The organism is Candidatus Saccharibacteria bacterium (assembly GCA_034521515.1).
In the GTDB taxonomy this organism is placed as follows: Bacteria; Patescibacteriota; Saccharimonadia; order Saccharimonadales; family JAXHMH01; genus JAXHMH01.
This window is the reverse complement of record JAXHMH010000002.1, coordinates 120,007-142,319: the sequence shown is the minus strand read 5'-3', so window position 1 is coordinate 142,319 and position 22,313 is coordinate 120,007. Positions and strand designations below refer to the sequence as shown.

Here is a 22,313-nt window from a genome sequence, read left to right as displayed (position 1 = left end):
AGCACCCTAAAATGTTCTGGCTTCGCGGAACGGATAGGCTCGAAACACAAGCGTACCTATAACCTCGTCGGACGATATCGTACCAAACGAGCGGGAATCAAGTGAATTTGGCCGGTTATCACCTAAAACAAACAGTTCATTGTCGGGTACAGTTATGTCTACGTTTCCCGGAGTAGTGGGCGACACATAATCTTGATAGCCTCCAGCTCGATCTGGATTGAATCCAGCCGGAAAGTCAGCGTTAAAAACAGTAAGCTTATTGTCGCGTACCACGACTCGATCACCAGGCAGTCCGATTACTCGCTTGATGAGTTGTCTATTTTGATGTGCATTGTTGTCCACCGTTCGATTGAACACAATTATATCGCTGCGCTCAGGTAGGAAGTCTTGATCTCTTAGGTCAGCCCAGGTTTTAGCGGTTTTTAGTACAATTAAGCGGTCTCCGTGGTACAGGCTGGTTTCCATGCTTGGCCCATCTACTTGATAGGATTGGAACACGAAGGCGGTCAGCAACAGGGCGACTATGGGAGCTATCAAAAGGATGCTAATGGTAGACAGTGCTGATTTGAGGCGTTGTTTTTTGCTAGGTTTAACCGGTTTGGGCGGCTCAATTGGTGGGCTGTGAAAAGAAGGCGGATGCGACGATTCAGAATCAGCCTGCGGTTGTGGTATGATAGGTGTCTGTTGCATATTCAGACTACAACTATACCGCACATTTGGTGGATATGCACGGTTTACGAAACAGGGTCGCAAACGTATACTTTAGCATAAGCATTTATGAACCAACATCATCGCTATAAAATTCCTTCAGATAGGCATCGCCGTAAGTCAGTTGACGGTCTTATTGACGATACTCAAAGACGCGATCAAAGTAACCCGTTTGCACCGCATCGTAACCGAACACCTTCCATGAGCCGGCATAGGCTGGACGATTTCAAGCAAGCTGAAGGATTTAATCCGGTCAGCCAAGCGGGACTGGGTACCCGGAATACGACCCCACAACCGGATAGTCCGGCAAATTCACCTTTCAATCAAGATAAAACTAAATCACATGAGGAAAAGCCGCACAAAATCAAAAAACCAAAACGAGCCAAGCGATTTTCGGCGTCTCGCGTCATGATGAAAATGGTCACCGCTGTGTTCTTGGTCAGCCTCGTGTCGGCGGGGTATTTGTTTGGACGAGCATTTTTGAATGCACAACAAACATTTAGTGGTGGTGTGTCGGTTCTGGAAGAAAACATCGCCAAGGATGGCCGTATTAACGTACTGATGATGGGTAAAGGTGGTGATGGACAAGAAGGACCCGATCTGACGGACACGATTTTGATTGCTAGCCTTGATCCGGTCAATGATGAGGGTGCATTGGTGAGCATTCCGAGGGATTTGTATGTCCAGGCTGGACCTTATGGAGGGTATACAAAAATCAATGCAGTGTTTGCAAATGCCAAAATGGCGGCTATGAAAGAGGGCAATGAAGAAGAGCGGGCAGCAGAAATTGGTCTTGAGGCTGCGCGGTCTAAGGTAAGTGAAGTAACCGGAGTACCGATTCATTACCATGTGATTATTGATTTTAAGGGGTTTGAAAGGGCTATCGATATAGTTGGCGGGGTGGAAGTTGATGTACCTGAGGAACTGGCTGTTTACGAACATATGCTGATAAACGGCCGTCCCTATTTGTTGGACGTAGCGTCCGGCAATCAAACGTTTGACGGGCAAAAAGCGTTGGCGTTTGCTCGTAGCCGAAAAACAAGCCCGCGGGGTGATTTTGATAGATCCGAGCGTCAACGGATTCTGTTGGTTGCGCTTGGTAGGAAAATATCTTCAGCTGGTACGTATGCTAATCCGGTACGGATGACGCAGCTTATGGATGCGCTTGGCGACCATGTGCGGACGAGCTTTACCGGTGTCGATGAATTAGCCAAACTATATGAGTATGCCAGTGCTGTGCAGCCTGACGACATTAAATCGATCGGTCTGGCCGGGCCTCCAAACGATTATTTGACAACCGATAACATAGGCGGTTTGTCAGTAGTGGTACCTCGTGCCGGTCTAGGTAACTACGACGATATTCAAGAATTCTTACGGTTTGAATTACGAGACGGTTACCTAAAAAGCGAAGATGCCAAGATTGCTGTTTATAATGCCGCCGGTATACCTGGGCTAGCGACTCGCTCCACAGAGGACTTAAAAGCTCGCGGCTACACTATAGATGAAATAGAGTTTTACACAAGGTCAGATTTAACAGAGACGGTTATTGTAGATTTGAGCGATGGGGAGAATGAGTATACCCTGGGTTATTTGGAGGAGCGGTTCGGGGTTGATGTGCTTGATAAATTACCGGACGAGGACTTTGACCCAGGTGACGTAGACTTTGTTATACTACTGGGAGCTAATGAACAAAATCGCCTCCAAAATTAAACCGCGCGGTGGGTTCGCCCATGTACTGTATGTTGCGTTCAACATACTGATACCGGTTGTTATGTACGTTTTAATGCAGTGGGGCTTGGTCATGCTTGCACTGGCGGTTGTATTGCTTGCCAAGTGGCGGATGCTGGCCGTACAGCCGCGTCACTGGTGGCCAAATATTCGCGCTAACGCGGTAGATATTATTGTAGGATTGGCGATTTTAGGGTTCATGACACAAACCGGTAGCAGTGGTATGCAGGCCTTGTTTGCCCTGCTATACGGAATATGGCTGATTGTCTTAAAACCAAAAGCGGATATTTTATCCGTAAGTCTGCAAGCATTTGTTGCCCACACCTTTGGTTTAATTGCAATTTTCTCGGTATGGGGGTCGGCGCCGACTGGAGTTATGGTTTTGTCGGCAGGAGTGGTCGGCTACGTCTGCGCGCGACATTTCTTTACCAGTTTTGATGAACGACATACGCCATTATATGCGCACACTTGGGGGTATTTTTGTGCTGCGTTGGTATGGATCCTGAGTCACTGGTTGTTGTTTTATAATTTTTTGCCGCAGCCAGCCTTATTATTGACGGTTCTTGGGTTCGGTTTGGCGGGGTTGTATTATTTGGAGCAGACTGACAGGTTGTCCATCTTACTAAGACGGCAATTCATGTTTATAATGGTAGCTATTGTGGTGGTTGTTTTGGCGTTTTCTGACTGGGGCGACAAAGCGATATAGCAAATGATACGCGGTTTTAAAAGGGGGTTTATGAAGCAATCAAAGGGTTCTGAACCAAGACAATTTATGTTGAATTTTGATCGAGCCAAGTTGGCACTAGTTGGGCTAGTGTTTTTGCTGAGTACATCGGCTGGTTTTTTGGGCGGGTGGTTGGCCTCTGGCAGCCGCCAGCATCAGGAGACACAGACAGCACAAGAAGTAGTTGTAAACGAGGGACAGGCAATCAGTGAAATCGTTGACGAAGTCGGCGAAAGCATTGTCTCGGTGCATGTAGTGACTGAACAAACTTCACTAGGATTTTTTGGGCCATCAACCAGGCAGCAAGCCGGCGCAGGGAGCGGGTTTATTATTAGTGAAGATGGCACGGTATTGACTAATCGGCACGTTGTACCAGAAGGAACTGCTGAGGTTAGTTTGACGTTATCGGACGGAACAGAGCTCGATGATGTGGAGGTGATTGGCCGGACGGGTGCTAATGACCCGCTGGACATTGCATTTTTAAAAATTAATGACGCACGCGGCAATCAACTAAAACCAGTTGAACTAGGTAATTCTGGCGAAGTGCAGGTAGGTGATAGGGTAATTGCTATCGGCAATGCGCTTGGGCAATTTCAAAATACTGTGACATCAGGGATTATATCCGGTTTTGGTCGGAATGTTCGAGCGGGTGGCAGCCGTGGAGCTGACACGCTGCAGAATTTATTCCAGACAGATGCAGCCATAAATCAGGGAAATTCTGGCGGTCCTCTGGTGAACTTCAAAGGTGAAGTCATAGGTGTGAATACAGCAGTAGCGCGAGGCGACGGAACTGAGGGTATCGGGTTCTCCATACCAATTGACGATGTAAAAGGGCTTATATCCAGCGTCTTAAATGAAGGGGAGTTGCAACGCCCCTATATTGGCGTGCGGTATGTGCAGCTAAACGAAGGGTTGGCGGAACAGTTTGATTTAGACGTAACCAGCGGCGCTTATATTGTGCCGGCTGAAGAAGGCGAACCGTCATCTGTTATGGCCGACAGTCCGGCCGATGAAGCTGGTTTGCAAGAAGGCGATATCATTACTCATGTCGGCAGTGAGGAGATTGACGGGAGCAATAGTTTGGCGTCTTTGATAGGCCGTTTGCAAGTCGGCGAACAAGTTACGCTTACCATAATTCGTGATGGTCAAGAACAATCAATTAGTGTGAGGCTTGGCGAGTTCCCGCAAAACTAGTCTTGCTTAAATAGTTGTATAAAATCCTGAGTTTGCTGCAGGTTATAGCCGGCAGTTTTGGCTATATTTTGAAGTGTTTTATGTTGCGGAGGCAAAGCTTCGGTTAGTATAAATGCTGGTTGGTTTGGCAGCGATTGAAGCTGGTCAAACAGCTCGCGGTATAGGTCTAGTCCGTCAGATCCGCCAAAAATAGCGTGTCTGGGTTCGTGCATGGCTGCCTGGTTGATCGTGTGATTATCAGGAACGTAGGGCAGATTCGCTACAACTATGCATGGTTTGAAGTTTGAAGTTTGAAGTTTGAACATTGGCTCTATGAGGTTGCCGTGGAGGAGCTTTATATCCGCACCTAGGCTATTTGCATTTTGCCTGGCAGTCTTTATGCAATTTTCATCGATATCAGTCGCGTACACCTCGAGCTCTGGCATTTCCAGTTTAGCGGTAATCGCAATACATCCACTGCCAGTCCCTACATCTACAATACTTTTTACTTTTAACTTTTTACTTTCAACTTGCTTGAACAATAGTTCAAGCATCGTTTCGGTCTCTGGTCTAGGCTGTAGGGTGTGCGAGTTAATAATAAACTCGCGGCCATAAAATTCTGACTTACCGCGTATGTATGCCAAGGGCTCATGGTTGGCGCGTCGCTCAATCTGATCTTTCAACTTTTCAACTTTATAACTTTTCAACTCATATTCTGGATGTGCCAACAGCCACGAGCGACTCTGGTTAGTTGCATCCTCTAACAAAATTAAACAGTCCAATCGGGCAGTGGCAATGCCGTTGTTGTTCAATTTCTCTTGGGCTGAGTTTAAAAAAGCGTTTGTTTTCAAGGTCTAAATCTAAATTTCAGATAGCTTGACACCGGTTTGCTTGGCGATTTCGTGAATCCAACGCTCCAGGCGGTCTACCTTGCGCGCGAGCAATATCGTTTCTTGGTGATAATCTTTTATCTGTCCAGCCAAATCACCTATAGCACCATTAATCTCCAGGTGTTGTTGTCTGGACTCTTCTGCGTGAGCTTCCAGTCTAGTATTGACCTTCTGAACCTCTTTGAATAGTTTGGTAAATTGGTCTTCGCTCATGAGTCCATTGTACCACCCACAGCTGGTTTATTCCGAACTCAAAAGCTCGTGTTCGGCGGCATGTAGCCGCTCAATCAGATCGTCTATGTCTCCGCTGAGGGCGGCAGGGATGTTACTGCGTGAGTAGCCGATGCGATGGTCGGTGATGCGATCCTGAGGGAAATTGTAGGTGCGGATCTTTTCGCTGCGCGCGCCGCTGCCGATTAGTTTTTTGCGGGCATCGGATAGCTGCTGATGTTCCTCATCAATTTTTGCCTGGAGCAAACGGGCGCGCAGCACATTTATCGCTTTGGCTTTGTTTTTAATCTGCGATTTTTCGTCTTGGTTAGCAACAACCAACCCGGATGGTATGTGTGTGATACGAACCGCGGAATCGGTGGTGTTGACGCTTTGGCCGCCTTTGCCACCGCTGCGGTAGACATCAACTCTAAGATCAGCCTCATTTATCTCTACATCAGTTTCTTCGGCTTCGGGCATAACGGCTACCGTCACGGTGCTGGTGTGTACACGACCCTGACTTTCAGTTACTGGGATGCGCTGTACTCGGTGTACACCAGCTTCAAATTTGAGCATGCGGTAGGGTTCCTCGCCGCGGACACTAAAGACAATCTCTTTATAGCCGCCGGCGTCCGACGGGCTTTCGCTAATGAGCTCGGTTTTATAATTATGATTTTCTGCCCAGCGTACGTACATACGGTATAACTCGCCAGCAAACAGGCTGGCTTCATCGCCACCGGCTGCCGCTCTGATTTCAATAATAATGTCTTTATCATCATTGGGGTCTTTGGGAGTGAGTGCTTCAGTTAACTTTTCCTGGTTTTTGGCCAACTTAGGCTCCAGCTCCATAAGTTCATTTTTAGCAAGTTCCGCCAGTTCTGGGTCGGAGCCGCTGGCCATGTCGGTGGCTTGTGCGTGAGCCTCAGTGAGCTGGTTGCGCTCATCGAACAGGGCAAGAACGTCTTCCAGGTGCTTTTGGCGCTTAGCTAGTTTTGGATACTTTGGGTCACTAAAAATTTCCGGGTCAGTTAGCTTGTCCCGTGATTCTTCTAGCTCGGCTCGTAGTTGTTGTTCTTTTTGATCCATATTGAATAGGGTATAGGGTTTAGGGGCCAGGGTCTAGTGGGTGGCTAGGGTATAGCGTTTAGGGGTTAGGGTGGAAGGGGGAGGAATAGGGGGTGTTTTTTTGACGGCCAGCTCAAAATTAAATCACTGAACTATTGACTCATCCCTGTGCGCTAAACGCTACTCGCTATCTATGTCGACCTTTTACTGTCCACTACCAACTATTTTTCGGTAGTTTCTTCAGCCTCTTCCTTCTCAGCTTCTTTCTTTTCGGCGCGAGTTTTTGCTTTGGTAGCAGCTTTTTTCATAGCTTCCTGGCGGTCTTTAGCGGCAGCAAAACGAGCTTTGAACTTGTCTACACGACCTTCGACGTCGAGTAGTTTTTCTTGACCAGTAAAGAATGGGTGAGAAGCGCTGCTAATGTGCACTTTAATCAGAGGGTATTCTTTGCCATCTTCCCATTTAGTGGTTTCTTCGGTTGGGGCAGTGGATCGTGTCAAAAACGACCATCCATTTGATAAATCCTGAAAGACGACCGGGCGGTAGTCCTTGGGGTGTAAATCTTTTTTCATTTATAAATCCCTGGCTGCTTAATTGCTACTTAATTACTAGGCCGGTTAGCAGTGAGCCGTAACTGCAGTCGACCGTCATTGTATAAATTTAGACCGGTGCAGTGTACACCCCTGTTAGGTTGTTGTCAACATATGTAGGGTATAGGGTGCAGGGTGTAGTGTAGGGTGCAGCGCAAAAAGAAGCAGAGTCTACCAAACATGCGAGTAGTTGTGTGTTTTCGTAACCAGGGGCTTCTGCTAACTCCTAAACCCCATACCCCCACACAACCCTAAACCCTAAACCCTTCACCCTGTACCCTTCACCCTGTCTTCACCCTAACCCCTACACCCTAGCCCTTCCCTCTGCTATACTACCTACCATAAGCAAGTAGGCAAGAGAGTAAGACAGCAAGACAGTGGAGCCACTATCAAACGGTTAATACAAACACTAGCCACAGCTATCAAAAAGACACTTAGCTTCATGGGAGAGCGAGTAGTCCCTATCCTGATTGCCGTACTACTGCTTGGTATTGGCGGTGCCGTGTTTGCCAGCCTAAACCCACCAGCTCCACCAACCGACCCATCCAGCCAAAGCTACACCCTAGATGACTTATGCAACCGCCTACAAACCGGAGCCGCCGGTACTATGGTCGCAACCTTCACCGAACCAACCACCGGCCCGGGTGACACCACCCCAATGTGCAGCTTAGATGAGTTATTCGGCCTGCTGCCAGAGGCCGATCAGGATTGCGCTGAGAGCAACCAGGTAACGTCCGGAAAAACATACTGGAGTTTGTGTGAAGCGGGGACTATTGAAGCGTTTACGCCGGTTAAGCTTGCTGCTACCGGACAAACCACCAGTTATGCTACTGGAGATGACGGAGATTTAGAAAGAGGAGAAACCACCAGCCCACGCTTTACTGATAATGGCGACGGTACGATAACTGACAACCTAACTGGTTTAGTTTGGTTACGTCATGCTAATTGTTTTGGTACAAGAGATTGGGCAACTGCAATCAATGACGCCAACAACCTAGCGAGTGGTTCCTGCAGCCTCAGTGATGGTTCAGTTGCTGGAGACTGGAGACTCCCTAATATATACGAGTTAACAAGCTTGATTGACTATAGTAGGTGGAATCCTCCGTTACCTTCAGGTCACCCATTTGCTAGTGTAGCATCTGGCCAACATTACTGGACATCGGTTAGTTTTGGAGCAAACAATGCTCTACTCGTTGGCTTCAGCGATGGTTACACGCCAATTGTTGCCAAAACCAGCACTAACTACGTACTTCCTGTAAGGTAAACCTAACCTCGTATCAGTAGGGGTAACTATATAAAAAAATTTGATTTTTATCGAACTGGCCAGACAAAAGCACCCAAGGATTTATCCCTAGCACCCACCCCACCTGAAGTAATACTTGTACGCCATGCATCGGAAGTATTAGGTGCGCGCGTAGTAGAAGTCCAGTAGCTGTCGGTTTGTAAGTTTGTAAATGGATGGCCACTCACAATGCTTGGATTATAGTGTCCGAAGTCGAGAACGCTGTATAGCTCCCGAACATTTGGTAGTCGCCAATCGCCGGCACTACTCCCATCAGTGAGCCCACAGCTACCATTTGCTAGATTGTTCGCGTCTGAAACAGCCGTTGACCAAGTTCTTCCGCCATTGCAGTTTGCATCTTGAAGCCATATAAGATCGGTAATGTTGTCGGTAACTGTACCGTCACCGTTATCTGTAAAGCGTGGACTGGTAGTTACCCCGATTTGTAAATCACCGTCATCTCCAGTGGCAAAACTGTTGCTGCTTCCTGTAGCGGCTAACCGAATTGGCCAATCATCATTCACACTACTCGCCGTCCCTACCTGTGGCCCCCAATCTGTGCTACATAACCCCCAATAAGTCTGGCCGTCTATCACGTCACTTGGCTGAGCGCAATTGGTGTCATCTACTTCTGGCATGAGAGCCATTAAGTCATTGAGGCTATGCATGGTAGTGCTACTTGGTCCGCTGGTTGGTCCGACGAATCCGGATTGGGTTGGCGAGGCAGAGCCAGTCGTTAGCTTATCGTAGACTTGGCTTAGTGTCGGACGCTGCGAACTAGGGCTATTTGGGCCGCTGGGTGGGGTGAGTTGAGCCAAGGCTACACCTGGCCATAAACCAGCGCAAAACACCAGACCCAGCAATACTAACCCCGGTCTATAGATACCCTTTAGAGCCCGCCTGAATGATACAAATGTTGGTTTTGATTTCTGGCTCAACATCACGCTTGTCCTTTGGGGTTATTGTAACACAATAAATTACCTTAATTGCATGTCAAAACTTTATTAATAACACCGTACTACCTAACTAAATTTTTTAGTAATCAAGGAGTAAAATAAACGCGCCAGTCGAGTGGCGCGTTTAAGATTTGCTCTCAATTAAGTACGAGCTATCTTCGCAGCATTACTACAAAGCCCGAGACCGCCATATTGACAGACAAGCGCACCCCGCACATTCTGCCCCCTCCGCTACCACTAGTTGTCTTAGTCACTCACACAAACTACTCCTGACACCAATACCAACAACCACAAATAAAAAATACTTTCAATTTATTGACGGCCGTCAATAAATTGAAAGTATTTGATCGTATTAAGTACCTGTGTAGTTTCATTCAAGCGATTGACGGTTGTTGCTTGTTTGAATGTGGATAAATGAGATTTTTATTTCTAATAAAGTAGTATCTTGGCACCGGGTATATGTATACTAGAGACATGACTAAGGAGCGTTCTAATAAGCCGACCGATATTGATGATATAGCGCAGGCTATCCAAAGCCTAGCTTCGCTTGTGGACAAGCGTTTCGACCAAGTGGACCAACGGTTCGAGCAAGTAGACCGGCGGTTTGAGCAAATTGACGGGCGGCTTACCAGGCTAGAAAACGACAACGTCTCATTGCATGCCGAGATGCGTGAGATGAATGCTAAGTTGACGAATATTGACAATAGGTTGCTGGGTGTAGAGAGTGACATCAAAGAAATTTATAGTATTATCACCAAAATCCAGGCTAAAAAAGTGCTGACCGCCAAAGATAAAGTTGAACTTGAGCGTCAAATGGAGGCTCTGTTTGAGTGGGCACGCCAAGTGAGCAAGCAGACCGGTGTTCCGTTACCAAAATTGTGAAAAACAAAACGATGGTTTGTCTTCCGATAAACAGCTACGAATGCCGCTTGCGTCCCTGATGCTTATCTGGTAGTATTGGGTCACTACAAATTAAGCAGTTTGGGATAGTGGTTCTCCTTGGCTTTACCCGTGCAGGGCAGCAAAGGCACCCAAATGAAGGTCAAGAATCAGCCCCTCCGCTTTTCGCGGTATTTAGTAATCTGATTGCATATTACTAAAATAACCGTGAGAAACCGAGGAGCATAAGAAAGGAAGCAGTAAACGATATGGCTACAAAAGCTGAATCTGCGTCAGAAACCAAGGACGTTAAAGACACCAAAACCACAAAAGCAACTACCACAAAGGTAGACCCCGTAAGAAACAAACAGACAGAAACAAAAGAGGATAAAACTACTACCACAGGAACGAAGAAAGTTTCTAACGGGGTAGATATCAAACAACTATTAGAGGCCGGAGCCCATTTTGGCCACAAAACCAGCCGGTGGCACCCAAAGATGGCGCCGTATATTCACAGCAAGCGCGAGGGCAACCACATAATTGACCTGACAAAAACGGTCGACAAGCTGGAGGACGCCCTAAAGTTTCTAGAAAATACGACTGCGCAGGGCAAGCAAGTGCTATTGGTCGGCACTAAGCGACAGGCGCGAGATGTCGTTAAAAAAGCTGCCGAAGAAACCGGCATGCCGTATGTGGTTGAAAGATGGCTTGGCGGTATGTTAACCAACCGTAATACTATTGGCGGGCGTGTTAAGCACCTAAAAGATCAAGAGTCCAAAATGGAGAGTGGTCAGCTAGAGGCTAAATATAGCAAACTAGAAGTGCAGCGGTTTCAGGAAGAAATCGACGAAATGAATCACATGTACGGTGGTATTAAGGAATTGCAAGCCAAACCTGGCGCTGTATTTGTGGTAGACATTATTCACGAGATTAATGCAGTACGTGAAGCACGTAAGCTTGGTTTGCCGGTTGTCGCCTTAGTTGATACTAACGCTGACCCGACAGATATTGATTACCCTATTCCGGCTAACGATGATGCGATCAAGACGATTCAATTGATTGTCGGCTATGTTCAATCGGCAATCGAAAACGGTAAGGTAAAACATCAAAAAGCAGCCACAAAAACAACTACTAAAACTGCAGATAAAGACAAAGATAAGTAGACAGTAATTTTTGATGAAGGAGAATATTGATGGCGAATATTAAGATTGATGATATTAAGAGGCTAAAGAATCTGACGGGTGTAGGTTTGACGGATGCCAAAGCCGCTCTAGAAGAAACTAGTGGTGATTTTGATAAGGCGTTGGAAGCCATGCGCAAGAAGGGTTTAACTAAGGCCGAAAAGCGTGGCGAACGTGAAGCCCGCGCTGGAGTAGTTGGAACCTACAACCACGACAGTCGTATAGGGGTGTTGGTAGAAGTCAACTGCGAGACTGATTTTGTAGCTCGTAACGAATTATTTACTGAGCTTGTAAAAGATTTATCTATGCATATTGCTGCTTCAGCGCCGCAGTATGTCAGCACCGATGATGTGCCAGAGGAAGAGTCTAGCAAGATCCGTGCAGAATTTGTTGATAAAGCAAAAGCCGATGGCAAGCCAGCTGATATGATTGATAAAATTGTAGACGGTATGGTCAAAAAGCATTTTGCAGAACGCTGTTTGTTGGACCAACCTTTTGTTAAAGATCCGGATCAGACCGTAGGTGAGTACGTTAAAGAGAACATCGCTAAGCTGGGCGAGAACATCGTAGTACGCCGGTTTAGTCGTGTCGCATTGGGCGAAGTCGCTTAACATTGATAAATAGGATCGAGCCCTTTTATAGTTTCTAGCAGCGGGATGGTGTCTACGGACTCATCTCAAAAAACACCAGGATGAAGCCACGATCCTTCAGTAATTGTTTAATCCGTACTACAATAAATATGTTCAGGAGGTGATTAAATGGGTGTACCACAAAAAATACGATGTGAGCCATTTGAGACATGTGGCAAAGAGTGCCCCGTAGAAGGTGCGAGCGATATCAGTGTCCGTGAGCGGGCAATAGATGGTGTGGAGTTTGCTGTAGAAAACGATGGGAATTGGCCTGATATGTATCCTGGCCCAAGAGATGAAGAGGCCAGAGATAGAGCGTTTTCGTGCATGCGGACCATGTGTATCGCAAAGACAGTTGCAATAGGAAGCTATAATCAGAGAAAGTAGAATCAGAGTATATGAATCCAAGTCAATTAGTAGACCGAGCAAAAACCAAGTTTAACGCAGCGCTTGAGCACTTCGAGGATGAGTTAAAAAAAATCCGCACCGGTCGGGCGCACCCGAGCATGTTGGATGGTGTAATGGTAGAGGCATACGGCACGGAAATGCCATTGATCCAGGTAGGCAGCATTAGCACACCCGAGCCGCAACTTTTGCAGATTACGCCGTTTGACCCGAATAATATTCAGGCTATTTCAGCAGCGATTCGTAACAATCAAGGATTAGGAATGAATCCGATGGATGACGGCAAGGTCGTACGCGTGCCAGTACCACCGTTGACCGAAGAGCGCCGCCGGGAGTACGTTAAATTAGTCGGAACCAAACTGGAAGAGTGTATGGTGAGCATGCGCAACGTTAGGCACGATGCCAATAAAGAAATTGATCAAGCAAAGAAAAACAAAGATATCAGCGATGACGATGCCAAGCATCTGCAAAAACAAGTTGATACGGCTATGGGAGAAGTAAAGTCACAGGCTGAAACTCACGCCAAAGCCAAAGAGCAAGAGATTATGACCGTTTAGGTCGAGTCTCATGTTAAAAGAATTTAGCAAGCGGCTGGGACTCAGAAAATTCATTACTTAAACAACGAGCTAGGTTATACTTATATAGCATGCAGCACAACAAACAAGCAACCCAACCAACTCACATCGGACTGATACTTGACGGCAACCGTCGTTGGGCAAAAGCGCAAGGTTTATCAACCCTGGACGGGCATCGCAAAGGATACGCAAATCTAAAAACAATCGCTAAACATGCGTTGAAACTGGAAGGTTTACGCTATTTGACAGTATTTGTGTTTTCCACCGAGAACTGGAAACGATCCGAGGAAGAAGTCGGTTATTTGATGGATCTAGCGCTTTGGGTGGCGAATAATGAGGTCAAAGAGCTGCACAAAGAGAATATTAGGGTACGGTTTTTAGGTACCAAGGATAAGCTGGATAAAAAGTTATTAGATGCCATAGAAAAAGCCGAGGAGCTAACCATAAACAATACTGCCGGTACGGTTGGATTGTGCTTTAACTACGGCGGACAACAAGAAATTACCGAGGCTGTCAGGCAAGCAAACGAGGCGGGTGAGGACATGCGTGCGCTTGAACCGGCAACGCTGGAAAAGTACCTCTATGCGCCTGATATTCCGCCGGTTGATATGATTATACGAACCTCTGGTGAGCAGCGAATAAGTAATTTCATGCTGTGGCGCGCCGCCTATGCCGAACTATATTTTGCCGACAAACACTGGCCGGATTTTGACACTGATGATTTTGATGCAGCAATAGAAGACTACAAAAATAGACAGCGGAGGTTCGGGCAATAATGGCAATTGTATTATTGATTTTGGGTATTTTGTTATTTGTCGGTTTGGTGGTGGTGCACGAGTTTGGCCACTTTATTGCCGCACGTCGTAATGGGGTGGAAGTTGAAGAATTTGGCATTGGTTTCCCGCCACGGGCAAAAGTGCTAACCAAGAAGCACGGCACAACCTACACGCTTAACTGGCTGCCTTTGGGCGGGTTCGTCAAGCTCAAAGGTGAACACGACGAGGACGACACCCCAGGTAGCTATGGTGCCGCAAAATTAGGTGCCAAGGTAAAAATTTTGTTGGCCGGTGTGGGTATGAACTTCTTGGTAGCAGCCATACTGTTCACCACCTTGGCACTGGTCGGTATGCCCAAGGCAAACTTAGCAGATCTGCCGTTTTATGATCGCGAGCAATTTAGTGTAGCAGCCGATACTGAGCTGGTGAGCAGTCAGATATTTGTCGGCGTGGTTGAAGACTCTCCGGCGGCCGAAGCCGGTTTGCAGTCTGGTGACGAGCTACAACGGGTGGATGGAGAGGTTATAGAGCGGGCTGATGAACTACCGGCAATTACCGAAAGTTTGCGTGGACAAACGGTAGATATTGAATATGTTCGTGATGGCGAGGTATTTAAAACTAGCGCGACACTTAACGAAGATGCCAACGGTCAGGGCTATCTTGGAGTGGCGCCGGCTGATGCTCAAGTAATACGGGCAACGTGGTCGGCACCGATAGTCGGTGCTGTCAGTACGCTGCAGTATACCGATGTGTCATTACGGGGCTTGGGTTACGTGGTTCAAAATCTTTTTGCTGGAAAACCAGAAGTAGCCGGCGAAGCGGTAGGTGGACCAGTTGCTGTATTTATGATATTGAGCGACACCGCTGCAATCGGTATTGCGCAAGTACTGTTTGTTATTGCCTTGGTATCTGTGAGTCTAGGGATCATGAACGCGCTGCCTATACCGGCACTTGATGGCGGACGGCTGTTTGTAACATTGATATTTAGGACGTTGAAAAAACCGCTTAACAAAGAACTGGAAGAGCGCATTCACGGCACCGGGTTTATGGTGCTGATGCTACTTATAGTGGTTATAACAGTCGTTGATATCCGGCGTTTTTTCTGAGAACTGATGTGGGGATGGCGTCATGACTGATAACGACCATGAACAGCAATCAGTAGCCGAAAAACCTAAAACTCCTTTTTTAGGTCTCACGCCTAATCTGAGTTTGTTTGGGACGTTCGCTGTCTATATTTCGGCTCAGATATTGAGCTTAGTCGTAGTGGGCGGCTATGCGGCATTGCGGTTTGGTTCGTCGGATCAGGCGCAGAGGTGGTTACAATCAAACCAGTACGCCCTATTTGCGATGTCTCTCTTGACGGCTTTGCTTGGTACGGCGTTGATTGGACTTATTTTGCGGTGGACGAAAACCAACTGGCGAAGTATCGGTCTCAAGAGACCACAGCTCAAAGACGGGTTGAATGCCTTGCTAGGGTACGGGTATTATTTTCCGCTATTCATCGTCACATCGGTAGCGGTTTATAACTTTTTGCCAGGTGTTGATTTTCAGCAAGAACAACAACTGGGGTTTGACAGGGCAGTCAGCGGCTGGCCGCTACTAGTGGTATTTGTAGGTTTAGTTGTTTTGCCGCCGCTATACGAAGAGATTCTATGTCGTGGATTTTTATACACCGGATTACGACGGAGAATGAACATGTGGGTTGCCGGTTTTATTACCAGCGTTGTATTCGCGGCAGCGCATTTGGGTTTTGGTAGCGGTGATCCACTACACTGGGCGGTGGCGATTGATACGTTCGTCCTGTCAATAGTACTTGTCGGGTTGCGCGAAAAAACCGGTAGTCTGTGGCCGGCGATCGGGTTACACGCTATTAAAAATATGATTGCTTTTAGCCTATTGTTTATATTCAGAATTTTCTAAGGTAGAATGAAGCTACGATGAGACGTTCACAACTATTTACTCGTACGCGCAAAGACGTGCCGGCGGATGAAACCGCACGTAACGCCCAACTGTTAATTCAGGCTGGTTACATTCATAAAGAAATGGCCGGAGCTTATAGTTATTTACCGCTTGGACTTGAGGTACTTGAAAATATAAAGCGCATTATAAGAGAAGAAATGGACGCTGTAGGCGGCCAGGAACTGCTGATGACCAGCTTGCAGCCCAAAGCTACCTGGGAGGCTACTGATCGCTGGAATGATGAAATAGTCGACATTTGGTTTAAATCTAAACTGAAAGATGGCACGGAAGTCGGGCTAGGTTGGTCGCACGAGGAGCCGATTGTCGAGATGGTAAAACAGCACTTAAACAGCTATAAAGATTTGCCGATTAACGTGTACCAGTTTCAGACAAAGATGCGCAACGAGCTGCGAGCCAAGAGCGGCGTGATGCGGGGGCGTGAGTTTTTGATGAAAGACATGTATTCTTGCAGCATTGATGAGGCTCAGCATGAGGCGTTTTATCAAGCAACAATAGAGGCTTATAACCGAGTATATGAACGGCTTGGGATAGGCGATGAGACCTACATTACGTTTGCTAGCGGCGGAGCTTTTACACAGTTTAGCCATGAGTTTCAGACAATCTGTGAAGCAGGTGAAGATGTTATTTATGTGCACCGCAAAAAAAATATTGCCGTGAACGAAGAGGTTATGGACGATAAGACACTGACAGATCTTGGTGTAAAGCGCGACGAGTTAGAAAAAGTAAAAAGTGCCGAGGTGGGTAATATCTTTAATTTTGGAACACAAAAAAGTGAACAAATGGACTTTATGTTTACTAACAAGCAGGGTAGCAGGCAACCGGTTCACTTGGGTTCCTATGGCATAGGCGTGTCACGGTTAATAGGAGTGCTAGCCGAGAAATTCTCTGATGATAAAGGTCTGGTTTGGCCACGTAGTATTGCACCGGCGGTTGTTTATCTTGCAAGGCTCGGAAATACACCACATGTGATATCAGAAGCCGATAAATTGTACGATGAGTTGACGAACAGAAATATCTCAGTATTATATGATGACCGGGATGCGCGCCCGGGTGAAAAATTTGCTGATGCCGATTTGCTGGGTATACCGTACCGTGTCGTCGTCAGCGATAAGACGACAGAAGCGCAGGTATTTGAGTTAAAATCACGCAGTTCTGCGGATGCAACAACGGTTAATAAGAACCAGCTTATAAAAGAGCTAGTAGGTGGCAAAAAAGCTTGATATACTAGGGCCATTCTGTGAGACCTAAACAGAGGTGACCTGATAAAGGAAGGGTATGTAATTATGAAAAAACAGTTTCATTTGACAAAGGAAGGCGTATCGGAGTTAGAGGCCGAACTTAAGGATTTGGTTGCTCAACGCGGACCAATTGCCGAGCGAATCAAAACAGCGCGTGAATTTGGCGATTTGAGTGAAAATGCTGAGTATACGTCAGCTCGCCAGGAGCAAGAGCGTGTTGAGGGACGAATTGGAGAAATTGAAAACATTTTGCAAAACGTTGAAGTTATCTCTAAACCAAAAAGTGACAATAAGGTGCGTTTAGGTTCTAGCGTAAAGCTCAAAGCCAAAGGAAAGACCAAAGAGTTTCAGGTGGTCGGGACTGTCGAAGCCGATCCACTAAATGGAAAAATCTCTGATGAGTCACCAATCGGCAAAGCTCTACTTGGCAAAAAAGAGGGAGAAGAAGTCGAAATCGTTACGCCCGCCGAAACTGCTACTTATAAGATTGCCGAAATAGCATAGATCAGTATATAAATAAACGCGCCAGTCGAGTGGCGCGTTTATTTCTAATCCGAAAAACTAGGGTAGAAAAAGCTCAAACAAAATGGAACATATGTTTTAAAAAATAGTAAATTTAGTTAAGTAAAGTTTTTTGTGGTTTTTAAGATATCTTGACTTTTATCGCTATTTGCTAAGAGTGCTAATGTATGGAAAAATAGTGGCCATGAGTTTTTATAGAATTTTATCGCCTGTAAACAAGTCCAAGCTTTGGTCGTAGCACCAAGGCGTATTCTTCTTTTATAACTTAAACTCCCCGCCGGTGCATACGACCAGAAGTACTCACGGCGGGGAGTTTTTAATGTTAAGTAAGGAGAAAAGTATGGAGTTTAGTGAATTTAGAGCACAAGTAGCAGAGGCGATTGATGCCAGTAACAGCATTGGTTCAGATGAGTTGCGCGAAGTACCTGTAGATGAACCCGAACCGTTTTTAGTGTTTTGTGGTAACCCCGAGCGCCTGTTAGAACAGGGTGTCCACAGCATTTGGCTTGAAATGAACCGACGGTTGCAAGAGGGCAACGAGAGAATTGTGCCGTATTGTATAAAGGAAGGAGATATGATTATTCGCGGTCTAGCTATCGCACGTAGCGACCAAATACTAGATTCAGACGTGCAATAATTACTACCAGTTTCGACTCATATCTATCTGAGGTATACTAACTGTTAATGAGAAGGAAAGGATAAAAACTCACGTATATGCAGTGGTTGAATAAAATTGCCGACGAACTGACGCAAGCGCACCCGGAAGGTGAGTTGTTAATCGAAAGCGGTATTGCGCCATCCGGCTCGTACCATATGGGGTATTTACGTGAAATTATTACGTGTGATGCGCTGTTGCGCGAGCTGCGCAAACGGGGGCGTCGCGTGCGACACGTACACTTTGTCGATGATTTAGACGGTTTCCGAAAAGTTCCGTCATCGGTTCCGGCAGAGTACGAGCGATATCTAGGCATGCCATTATGTGACTTGCCAGCACCCGATGGTTCGCAGCGATCATATGCAGATTTTGCATTGCAAAGCTTTCTCGACAGTGTAGCGCGGCTCGGTATTGAGTTTGATATGTTGCGTGCGCACGAAAAATATCGTGCTGGCTTTTTTGTACCGGCGATTGAGCGGGTGCTGGAATCGATTGATGAGACAAGGCGAGTGCTAGAAGACGTCTCGGGGCGTACGCTCGACCAGCAATGGTCGCCTATACAGGTAAATGAAGGCGGCTACTTGAAGAAACGACCTTTTGTCGGCATTGATGTTGATAAAAAAATTATCCGATATTTGGATAAGGATGGTAATGAACAAGCGACAAGCTACCAGAGCGGCGAGGTAAAACTGGATTGGCGAGTAGATTGGCCGGCGCGCTGGTGGTTACTCGGTGTGCAGGTGGAGCCGTTCGGGCGCGATCATGGAAGTAAGGGTGGTAGCTATGATACCGGTCGAGCATTGATGGATCGGGTGTTTCAAGCTCCGGCACCGTATCCGATCCCTTATGACTTTGTTAATCGCGCTGGAGATACCAAGAAGATGAGTGCCAGCAGTGGTAATGGTATTTTAATGAGCGAGGTGGTCGAAGTACTGCCACCGGAAGTTTCACGTTACTTTATATTGCGCATGGCACCGTCGAGAGCGTTGTTTTTCGATCCGCAAGGGGGTGTGGTGCGCCTGATTGACGAGTTTGCACAGTTGCTTGCCAAGCCAAATAAAGATGAAGGCGAAGAGCAGTTAGTTGGTCTGTGCACCGAAGGCATTGAGCAGATTACGGTTAGTAGTGTGCCGTTTTCGCACTTAGTGGCAAGCTATCAGGCATCGCTTGGTGATGCAGAAAAGACCTTGGACGTGATTGCTCGAACCGAGCATAAAGCGCACGTTCAACAGCAACGTGACACGATTATTGCCGAACTTAAGTTTATCGACAAATGGCTGGCAACGTGGGCGCCGGAAGAAGTTAAGTTTTCGCTTGCCGAAACAGTTGACGAGCAGGCGTTCAGCCCTAAGCAGCGCGATTTTATGAATCAGCTTGCTGATAAGATATCGGCTGCCCCTGGTGATGCTGACGGTGAATGGTTCCATAAGGCTATTTATGAGTTTAAGGAGTACACTGACGTGCCGCCTAAAGAACTGTTTGCAACCTTGTACCGTGCGCTGATTAATAAATCGTCCGGCCCGCGAGCCGGCTGGTTTTTAAGCATATTACCGCGCGAGTGGTTGATTGCACGGCTGCGACTGGAAGAATAAGCCATGGTTTTGGGTGAACTCGAACGGCTCGCTTTGGATGCAGTGCCGTCAGGTAGTGTCGACGAGATTCAAAAGGAAGCACGGGTGGGATTTGCTTTGGCCGAGAGGTTAGCAGAGAAAGGTTACTCGTATATACAAGGCGGCCGCGAGTACCGTAAATTTAACGCCGAATTGACCGATGAAAGCGTGGCACTAGAAGCGATCTGCTCGCTTACTCGCAGAAGAGAATATGATACAAACGTGCTCAGTGCTAGATTTCGTGTGGTAGATTTGTCCGACGGGGGTGAGATGGTACTGCGATTTTGGCGTGAAAAGGCCAAGAAGCTGAGTCTAGATGATGATTTTTCCCAAATGGTACTGGGGTACTTTCAGGCTCATCTTGAAGAACACTCTTGGGGCAGCTAGGTGTTCACAATATCACGAAAATGGTACACTCTTTATTATGGCAAAGAAGACAACAACTAAGGCAAAGACAAAGACGGCAAAGAAACCAACCTCTACAAAGCGCACCAAGCAGCCAGTTACATTATTGAGAACCTTGTATAGGCTAACATTAATTGGCAGCATTCTTGCAATAGTCGTAACGTGGGCGTTTATGGCAGCAACTTACTTCTCATGGACGGTACGCTACCTAACAACTAATCCACTGGCTGACTCACAGGATGCCTCGCTCGTAAGCGCTGAGCGCATCTTGATGGACATAGATTTGCGCGTGTTACTTGCCGTGTTGCTAGGTGTTAGTGCGGTTTATTCGCTGTTACTTTTGACAAGATGGCGAAGCAGCTACGAAAAGGCCATGACTAAACGTGTGTATGTTTGGCGTTGGGTTTACTTGGCGGTCACTATGGGGTTACTGACAAGCGTTGTCGCTATGTTGAGCGGTATTTCGGATGTGGCTGTCCTTAAGCTTATCTCTGGTATTGTGGTGATTGGCTTCGGTTTGGCGTGGCTAAGCGAACGTCAAAACGAAAAGGCTCGCAAGTTTGTACCTTCAGCCTATATATTGTCGGTTCTTGCGGTGTTTTTGCCGTGGCTTTTGATATTATTCACTACGCTTGCAACAACGCTTTATGGATTTGAGAGTTTAGCGGGGCATGTGTATGCAGTGCAGGGTATTGTGTTAATCGGATTGGTACTGCTGTTTGCGAACTTGTGGCTGAGTAACCGCCGCCGTAGTGCCTGGAAAGACTATGCAGTAGTTGAGCGCAATTATATTTTGATTGCGTATGGATTGCAGTTCGTTAGCGTTGCGGTTTTGATTGCCGGCTTTACTAACTAGACCGCATGCAAGAAGAAATTGTCATTGAAAAACTAGTTCATGGTGGTCAAGGCATGGGATCTCTGGCCGACGGGCGAAAAGTATTTGTTTGGAACGCTTACCCTGGCGAACGTTTGGTAGTTCGGGTCACTAAAAAACGTCGTGATTATGTTGAAGCAGTAGCTGAAGATATTATTAAGCCATCAAGCGAGCGAATAAAACCGGTAGATGAAGCGTTTTTGAGTACCAGCCCGTGGCAGACACTGTCTTATGCAGCTGAAAATACTTACAAACAAAATATCCTTGAAGAAACGTTGAACCGTGAAGGCGTAGTCACACCGGAGGCTGATTTCGTTAGTCCTGACGATTATCTTTATTACCGAAATAAAATGGAGTACAGCTTTTGGGCGGACGAGAATGGTTTGCATTTAGCGTTATTTCATAGGGGCACACATGGCAAACGCATCGTTGAAGGCAGTAGTATTGCGCGACCCGAAGTTGACCAAACTGCCAACAGAATTTGTGCAATTTTAAACACAGCAGGCGTGCGCGGTAGCCAACTTAAAACGGTGGTAGTTCGCGCTAATCAACGTCAAGAAACAGTTGCCGCCATTTTTGTAAAAGACCAAGATTTCCCAGAAATTAAAGAATTGGCTGAAGTTTGTAAAGGTGTGGCGGTATATTATTCTAACCCCAAGAGCCCAGCAAGCATTATTACCAAAAAGCTATACGTGTACGATGATATTAGACTAACCGATAATATTGCCGGCCATGATTTCCTATACGATGTAAACTCGTTTTTTCAGGTAAATGTGCCGCTATTCGAGCAAGCTCTCATGCACATAAAACAAGCAGTAAATGGCCACAAGCAGATTGTCGATATGTATGGCGGGGTGGGTACAATTGGTGTAAGCGTGGGTGCTGATACGATTGTTGAACTGGATGAACACAACGTTAAGATGGCAAAGCACAATGCCGGGCAGTCCAGTAAAGTGGTGCAGGCCAGCACTGAACAGGCTTTGGACTATATCACTGAATATACATCGGTTATTTTTGATCCACCAAGAGCGGGGTTGCATGACAAAGTGGTTGATAGAGTAATTGATGTTCTCCCGCCAACGGTGGTTTATTTAAGCTGTAACCCTGCCACTCAAGCACGTGATATTGCTAAGCTATTACCGGCTTATCAGGTAAAGAGTGTAGTTGGTTATAATTTTTTCCCACGTACCCCGCATATAGAATCATTGGTAATTTTACAAAAATCCGACAAGTAATTGGCCGGCTGCTCGTGTAGAAT

24 protein-coding genes and 1 pseudogene are annotated in these 22,313 nt (G+C 46.6%); 19 read left to right on the top strand and 6 right to left on the bottom strand.

The genetic code is table 11. From position 1 onward, the window contains the following. Positions 1-6: 6 nt before the first annotated feature. On the bottom strand, positions 7-690 hold the full coding sequence (lepB, locus tag U5K77_00800) for a signal peptidase I (protein ID MDZ7744288.1): 684 nt from the start codon (positions 688-690) through the stop codon (positions 7-9). 87 nt (positions 691-777) lie between these two features. Here lepB and U5K77_00795 point away from each other — a divergent pair, with 87 nt between their 5' ends. Genes U5K77_00795 through U5K77_00785 form a run of 3 tightly spaced genes read left to right on the top strand, consistent with a single transcriptional unit; the run spans position 778 to position 4,354 of the window. Next, entirely contained in the window at positions 778-2,418 is a 1,641-nt protein-coding gene (locus U5K77_00795; protein MDZ7744287.1) for an LCP family protein, read from the top strand. Further along, positions 2,393-3,142, top strand: coding sequence for a hypothetical protein (locus U5K77_00790; GenBank protein ID MDZ7744286.1), 750 nt, complete (start codon positions 2,393-2,395; stop codon positions 3,140-3,142). The genes U5K77_00795 and U5K77_00790 overlap by 26 nt, the downstream gene beginning before the upstream one ends. Before the next feature lie 30 nt (positions 3,143-3,172). After that, entirely contained in the window at positions 3,173-4,354 is a 1,182-nt protein-coding gene (locus U5K77_00785; GenBank protein ID MDZ7744285.1) for a trypsin-like peptidase domain-containing protein, read from the top strand. On the opposite strand, the gene prmC is transcribed toward U5K77_00785, so the two are convergent. The 4 genes and pseudogenes from prmC to U5K77_00765 all read right to left on the bottom strand — a co-directional run bounded on the left by prmC (position 4,351) and on the right by U5K77_00765 (position 7,070). Continuing rightward, positions 4,351-5,184, bottom strand: a complete 834-nt coding sequence (gene prmC, locus U5K77_00780) for a peptide chain release factor N(5)-glutamine methyltransferase (GenBank protein MDZ7744284.1) — start codon at positions 5,182-5,184, stop codon at positions 4,351-4,353. The two genes, U5K77_00785 and prmC, sit on opposite strands and share 4 nt — an antisense overlap. Before the next feature lie 9 nt (positions 5,185-5,193). Continuing rightward, positions 5,194-5,436 (bottom strand): hypothetical protein, encoded by a 243-nt coding sequence (locus U5K77_00775; GenBank protein MDZ7744283.1) that lies wholly within the window; start codon positions 5,434-5,436, stop codon positions 5,194-5,196. A gap of 27 nt (positions 5,437-5,463) precedes the next feature. After that, on the bottom strand, positions 5,464-6,519 hold the full coding sequence (gene prfA, locus U5K77_00770) for a peptide chain release factor 1 (GenBank protein ID MDZ7744282.1): 1,056 nt from the start codon (positions 6,517-6,519) through the stop codon (positions 5,464-5,466). A 311-nt stretch (positions 6,520-6,830) separates the two neighbouring features. Further along, positions 6,831-7,070, bottom strand: a pseudogene (locus U5K77_00765) (type B 50S ribosomal protein L31). 460 nt (positions 7,071-7,530) lie between these two features. Here U5K77_00765 and U5K77_00760 point away from each other — a divergent pair. Continuing rightward, positions 7,531-8,352, top strand: coding sequence for a DUF1566 domain-containing protein (locus tag U5K77_00760; GenBank protein MDZ7744281.1), 822 nt, complete (start codon positions 7,531-7,533; stop codon positions 8,350-8,352). Positions 8,353-8,399: 47 nt separating this feature from the next. Here the strand turns inward: U5K77_00760 and U5K77_00755 are convergent, their stop codons facing one another. Next, positions 8,400-9,311, bottom strand: coding sequence for a DUF1566 domain-containing protein (locus U5K77_00755; GenBank protein MDZ7744280.1), 912 nt, complete (start codon positions 9,309-9,311; stop codon positions 8,400-8,402). A gap of 489 nt (positions 9,312-9,800) precedes the next feature. Between U5K77_00755 and U5K77_00750 the strand changes: the two genes are divergently transcribed. The 15 genes from U5K77_00750 (at position 9,801) to U5K77_00680 (ending at position 22,290) form a co-directional block, all read left to right on the top strand. Beyond that, on the top strand, positions 9,801-10,208 hold the full coding sequence (locus U5K77_00750; protein MDZ7744279.1) for a hypothetical protein: 408 nt from the start codon (positions 9,801-9,803) through the stop codon (positions 10,206-10,208). Between the two features lie 266 nt (positions 10,209-10,474). Continuing rightward, positions 10,475-11,368: a 30S ribosomal protein S2 gene (gene rpsB, locus U5K77_00745; GenBank protein ID MDZ7744278.1), complete on the top strand. Its 894-nt coding sequence runs from the start codon at positions 10,475-10,477 to the stop codon at positions 11,366-11,368. Positions 11,369-11,397: 29 nt separating this feature from the next. Further along, positions 11,398-11,997, top strand: a complete 600-nt coding sequence (locus tag U5K77_00740) for a translation elongation factor Ts (protein ID MDZ7744277.1) — start codon at positions 11,398-11,400, stop codon at positions 11,995-11,997. Between the two features lie 147 nt (positions 11,998-12,144). Continuing rightward, a complete protein-coding gene (locus tag U5K77_00735) occupies positions 12,145-12,402 on the top strand; it encodes a hypothetical protein (GenBank protein MDZ7744276.1) in 258 nt (85 codons plus the stop codon). An 11-nt stretch (positions 12,403-12,413) separates the two neighbouring features. Further along, positions 12,414-12,977 carry a ribosome recycling factor gene (frr, locus tag U5K77_00730; protein MDZ7744275.1) on the top strand — a complete coding sequence of 188 codons (564 nt, stop codon included), beginning with the start codon at positions 12,414-12,416 and terminating at the stop codon, positions 12,975-12,977. A gap of 89 nt (positions 12,978-13,066) precedes the next feature. Further along, positions 13,067-13,771, top strand: coding sequence for a polyprenyl diphosphate synthase (gene uppS / locus U5K77_00725; protein MDZ7744274.1), 705 nt, complete (start codon positions 13,067-13,069; stop codon positions 13,769-13,771). Next, a complete protein-coding gene (locus U5K77_00720) occupies positions 13,771-14,877 on the top strand; it encodes a M50 family metallopeptidase (protein ID MDZ7744273.1) in 1,107 nt (368 codons plus the stop codon). Before uppS ends, U5K77_00720 begins: the two co-directional genes overlap by 1 nt. A 22-nt stretch (positions 14,878-14,899) precedes the next feature. Next, a complete protein-coding gene (locus U5K77_00715; GenBank protein ID MDZ7744272.1) occupies positions 14,900-15,691 on the top strand; it encodes a CPBP family intramembrane glutamic endopeptidase in 792 nt (263 codons plus the stop codon). 17 nt (positions 15,692-15,708) lie between these two features. Further along, positions 15,709-16,971 carry an aminoacyl--tRNA ligase-related protein gene (locus U5K77_00710; protein ID MDZ7744271.1) on the top strand — a complete coding sequence of 421 codons (1,263 nt, stop codon included), beginning with the start codon at positions 15,709-15,711 and terminating at the stop codon, positions 16,969-16,971. Positions 16,972-17,034: 63 nt separating this feature from the next. After that, positions 17,035-17,493, top strand: coding sequence for a transcription elongation factor GreA (gene greA / locus U5K77_00705; GenBank protein MDZ7744270.1), 459 nt, complete (start codon positions 17,035-17,037; stop codon positions 17,491-17,493). 358 nt (positions 17,494-17,851) lie between these two features. Further along, positions 17,852-18,148, top strand: a complete 297-nt coding sequence (locus tag U5K77_00700; GenBank protein ID MDZ7744269.1) for a hypothetical protein — start codon at positions 17,852-17,854, stop codon at positions 18,146-18,148. Positions 18,149-18,225: 77 nt separating this feature from the next. After that, a complete protein-coding gene (lysS, locus tag U5K77_00695; GenBank protein ID MDZ7744268.1) occupies positions 18,226-19,758 on the top strand; it encodes a lysine--tRNA ligase in 1,533 nt (510 codons plus the stop codon). A gap of 3 nt (positions 19,759-19,761) precedes the next feature. Beyond that, on the top strand, positions 19,762-20,163 hold the full coding sequence (locus tag U5K77_00690; protein ID MDZ7744267.1) for a hypothetical protein: 402 nt from the start codon (positions 19,762-19,764) through the stop codon (positions 20,161-20,163). A 37-nt stretch (positions 20,164-20,200) separates the two neighbouring features. Further along, a complete protein-coding gene (locus tag U5K77_00685; protein ID MDZ7744266.1) occupies positions 20,201-21,037 on the top strand; it encodes a hypothetical protein in 837 nt (278 codons plus the stop codon). Between the two features lie 5 nt (positions 21,038-21,042). Then, positions 21,043-22,290: a TRAM domain-containing protein gene (locus tag U5K77_00680; GenBank protein MDZ7744265.1), complete on the top strand. Its 1,248-nt coding sequence runs from the start codon at positions 21,043-21,045 to the stop codon at positions 22,288-22,290. The last annotated feature ends 23 nt before the right edge of the window (positions 22,291-22,313 follow it).

What these genes read in the sequence shown, in the direction of transcription:
- U5K77_00690 (MDZ7744267.1), top strand. Translation starts at nt 19,762, where the DNA reads ATGGTTTTGGGTGAACTCGAACGGCTCGCTTTGGATGCAGTGCCGTCA.
- lysS (MDZ7744268.1), top strand. Translation starts at nt 18,226, where the DNA reads ATGCAGTGGTTGAATAAAATTGCCGACGAACTGACGCAAGCGCACCCG.
- U5K77_00740 (MDZ7744277.1), top strand. Translation starts at nt 11,398, where the DNA reads ATGGCGAATATTAAGATTGATGATATTAAGAGGCTAAAGAATCTGACG.
- U5K77_00710 (MDZ7744271.1), top strand. Translation starts at nt 15,709, where the DNA reads ATGAGACGTTCACAACTATTTACTCGTACGCGCAAAGACGTGCCGGCG.
- U5K77_00760 (MDZ7744281.1), top strand. Translation starts at nt 7,531, where the DNA reads ATGGGAGAGCGAGTAGTCCCTATCCTGATTGCCGTACTACTGCTTGGT.
- U5K77_00755 (MDZ7744280.1), bottom strand. Translation starts at nt 9,311, where the DNA reads ATGTTGAGCCAGAAATCAAAACCAACATTTGTATCATTCAGGCGGGCT.
- prfA (MDZ7744282.1), bottom strand. Translation starts at nt 6,519, where the DNA reads ATGGATCAAAAAGAACAACAACTACGAGCCGAGCTAGAAGAATCACGG.
- U5K77_00680 (MDZ7744265.1), top strand. Translation starts at nt 21,043, where the DNA reads ATGCAAGAAGAAATTGTCATTGAAAAACTAGTTCATGGTGGTCAAGGC.
- U5K77_00750 (MDZ7744279.1), top strand. Translation starts at nt 9,801, where the DNA reads ATGACTAAGGAGCGTTCTAATAAGCCGACCGATATTGATGATATAGCG.
- U5K77_00735 (MDZ7744276.1), top strand. Translation starts at nt 12,145, where the DNA reads ATGGGTGTACCACAAAAAATACGATGTGAGCCATTTGAGACATGTGGC.
- U5K77_00785 (MDZ7744285.1), top strand. Translation starts at nt 3,173, where the DNA reads ATGAAGCAATCAAAGGGTTCTGAACCAAGACAATTTATGTTGAATTTT.
- U5K77_00795 (MDZ7744287.1), top strand. Translation starts at nt 778, where the DNA reads ATGAACCAACATCATCGCTATAAAATTCCTTCAGATAGGCATCGCCGT.
- U5K77_00790 (MDZ7744286.1), top strand. Translation starts at nt 2,393, where the DNA reads ATGAACAAAATCGCCTCCAAAATTAAACCGCGCGGTGGGTTCGCCCAT.
- rpsB (MDZ7744278.1), top strand. Translation starts at nt 10,475, where the DNA reads ATGGCTACAAAAGCTGAATCTGCGTCAGAAACCAAGGACGTTAAAGAC.
- U5K77_00720 (MDZ7744273.1), top strand. Translation starts at nt 13,771, where the DNA reads ATGGCAATTGTATTATTGATTTTGGGTATTTTGTTATTTGTCGGTTTG.
- U5K77_00775 (MDZ7744283.1), bottom strand. Translation starts at nt 5,436, where the DNA reads ATGAGCGAAGACCAATTTACCAAACTATTCAAAGAGGTTCAGAAGGTC.
- lepB (MDZ7744288.1), bottom strand. Translation starts at nt 690, where the DNA reads ATGCAACAGACACCTATCATACCACAACCGCAGGCTGATTCTGAATCG.
- uppS (MDZ7744274.1), top strand. Translation starts at nt 13,067, where the DNA reads ATGCAGCACAACAAACAAGCAACCCAACCAACTCACATCGGACTGATA.
- U5K77_00685 (MDZ7744266.1), top strand. Translation starts at nt 20,201, where the DNA reads ATGGCAAAGAAGACAACAACTAAGGCAAAGACAAAGACGGCAAAGAAA.
- greA (MDZ7744270.1), top strand. Translation starts at nt 17,035, where the DNA reads ATGAAAAAACAGTTTCATTTGACAAAGGAAGGCGTATCGGAGTTAGAG.
- U5K77_00715 (MDZ7744272.1), top strand. Translation starts at nt 14,900, where the DNA reads ATGACTGATAACGACCATGAACAGCAATCAGTAGCCGAAAAACCTAAA.
- frr (MDZ7744275.1), top strand. Translation starts at nt 12,414, where the DNA reads ATGAATCCAAGTCAATTAGTAGACCGAGCAAAAACCAAGTTTAACGCA.
- U5K77_00700 (MDZ7744269.1), top strand. Translation starts at nt 17,852, where the DNA reads ATGGAGTTTAGTGAATTTAGAGCACAAGTAGCAGAGGCGATTGATGCC.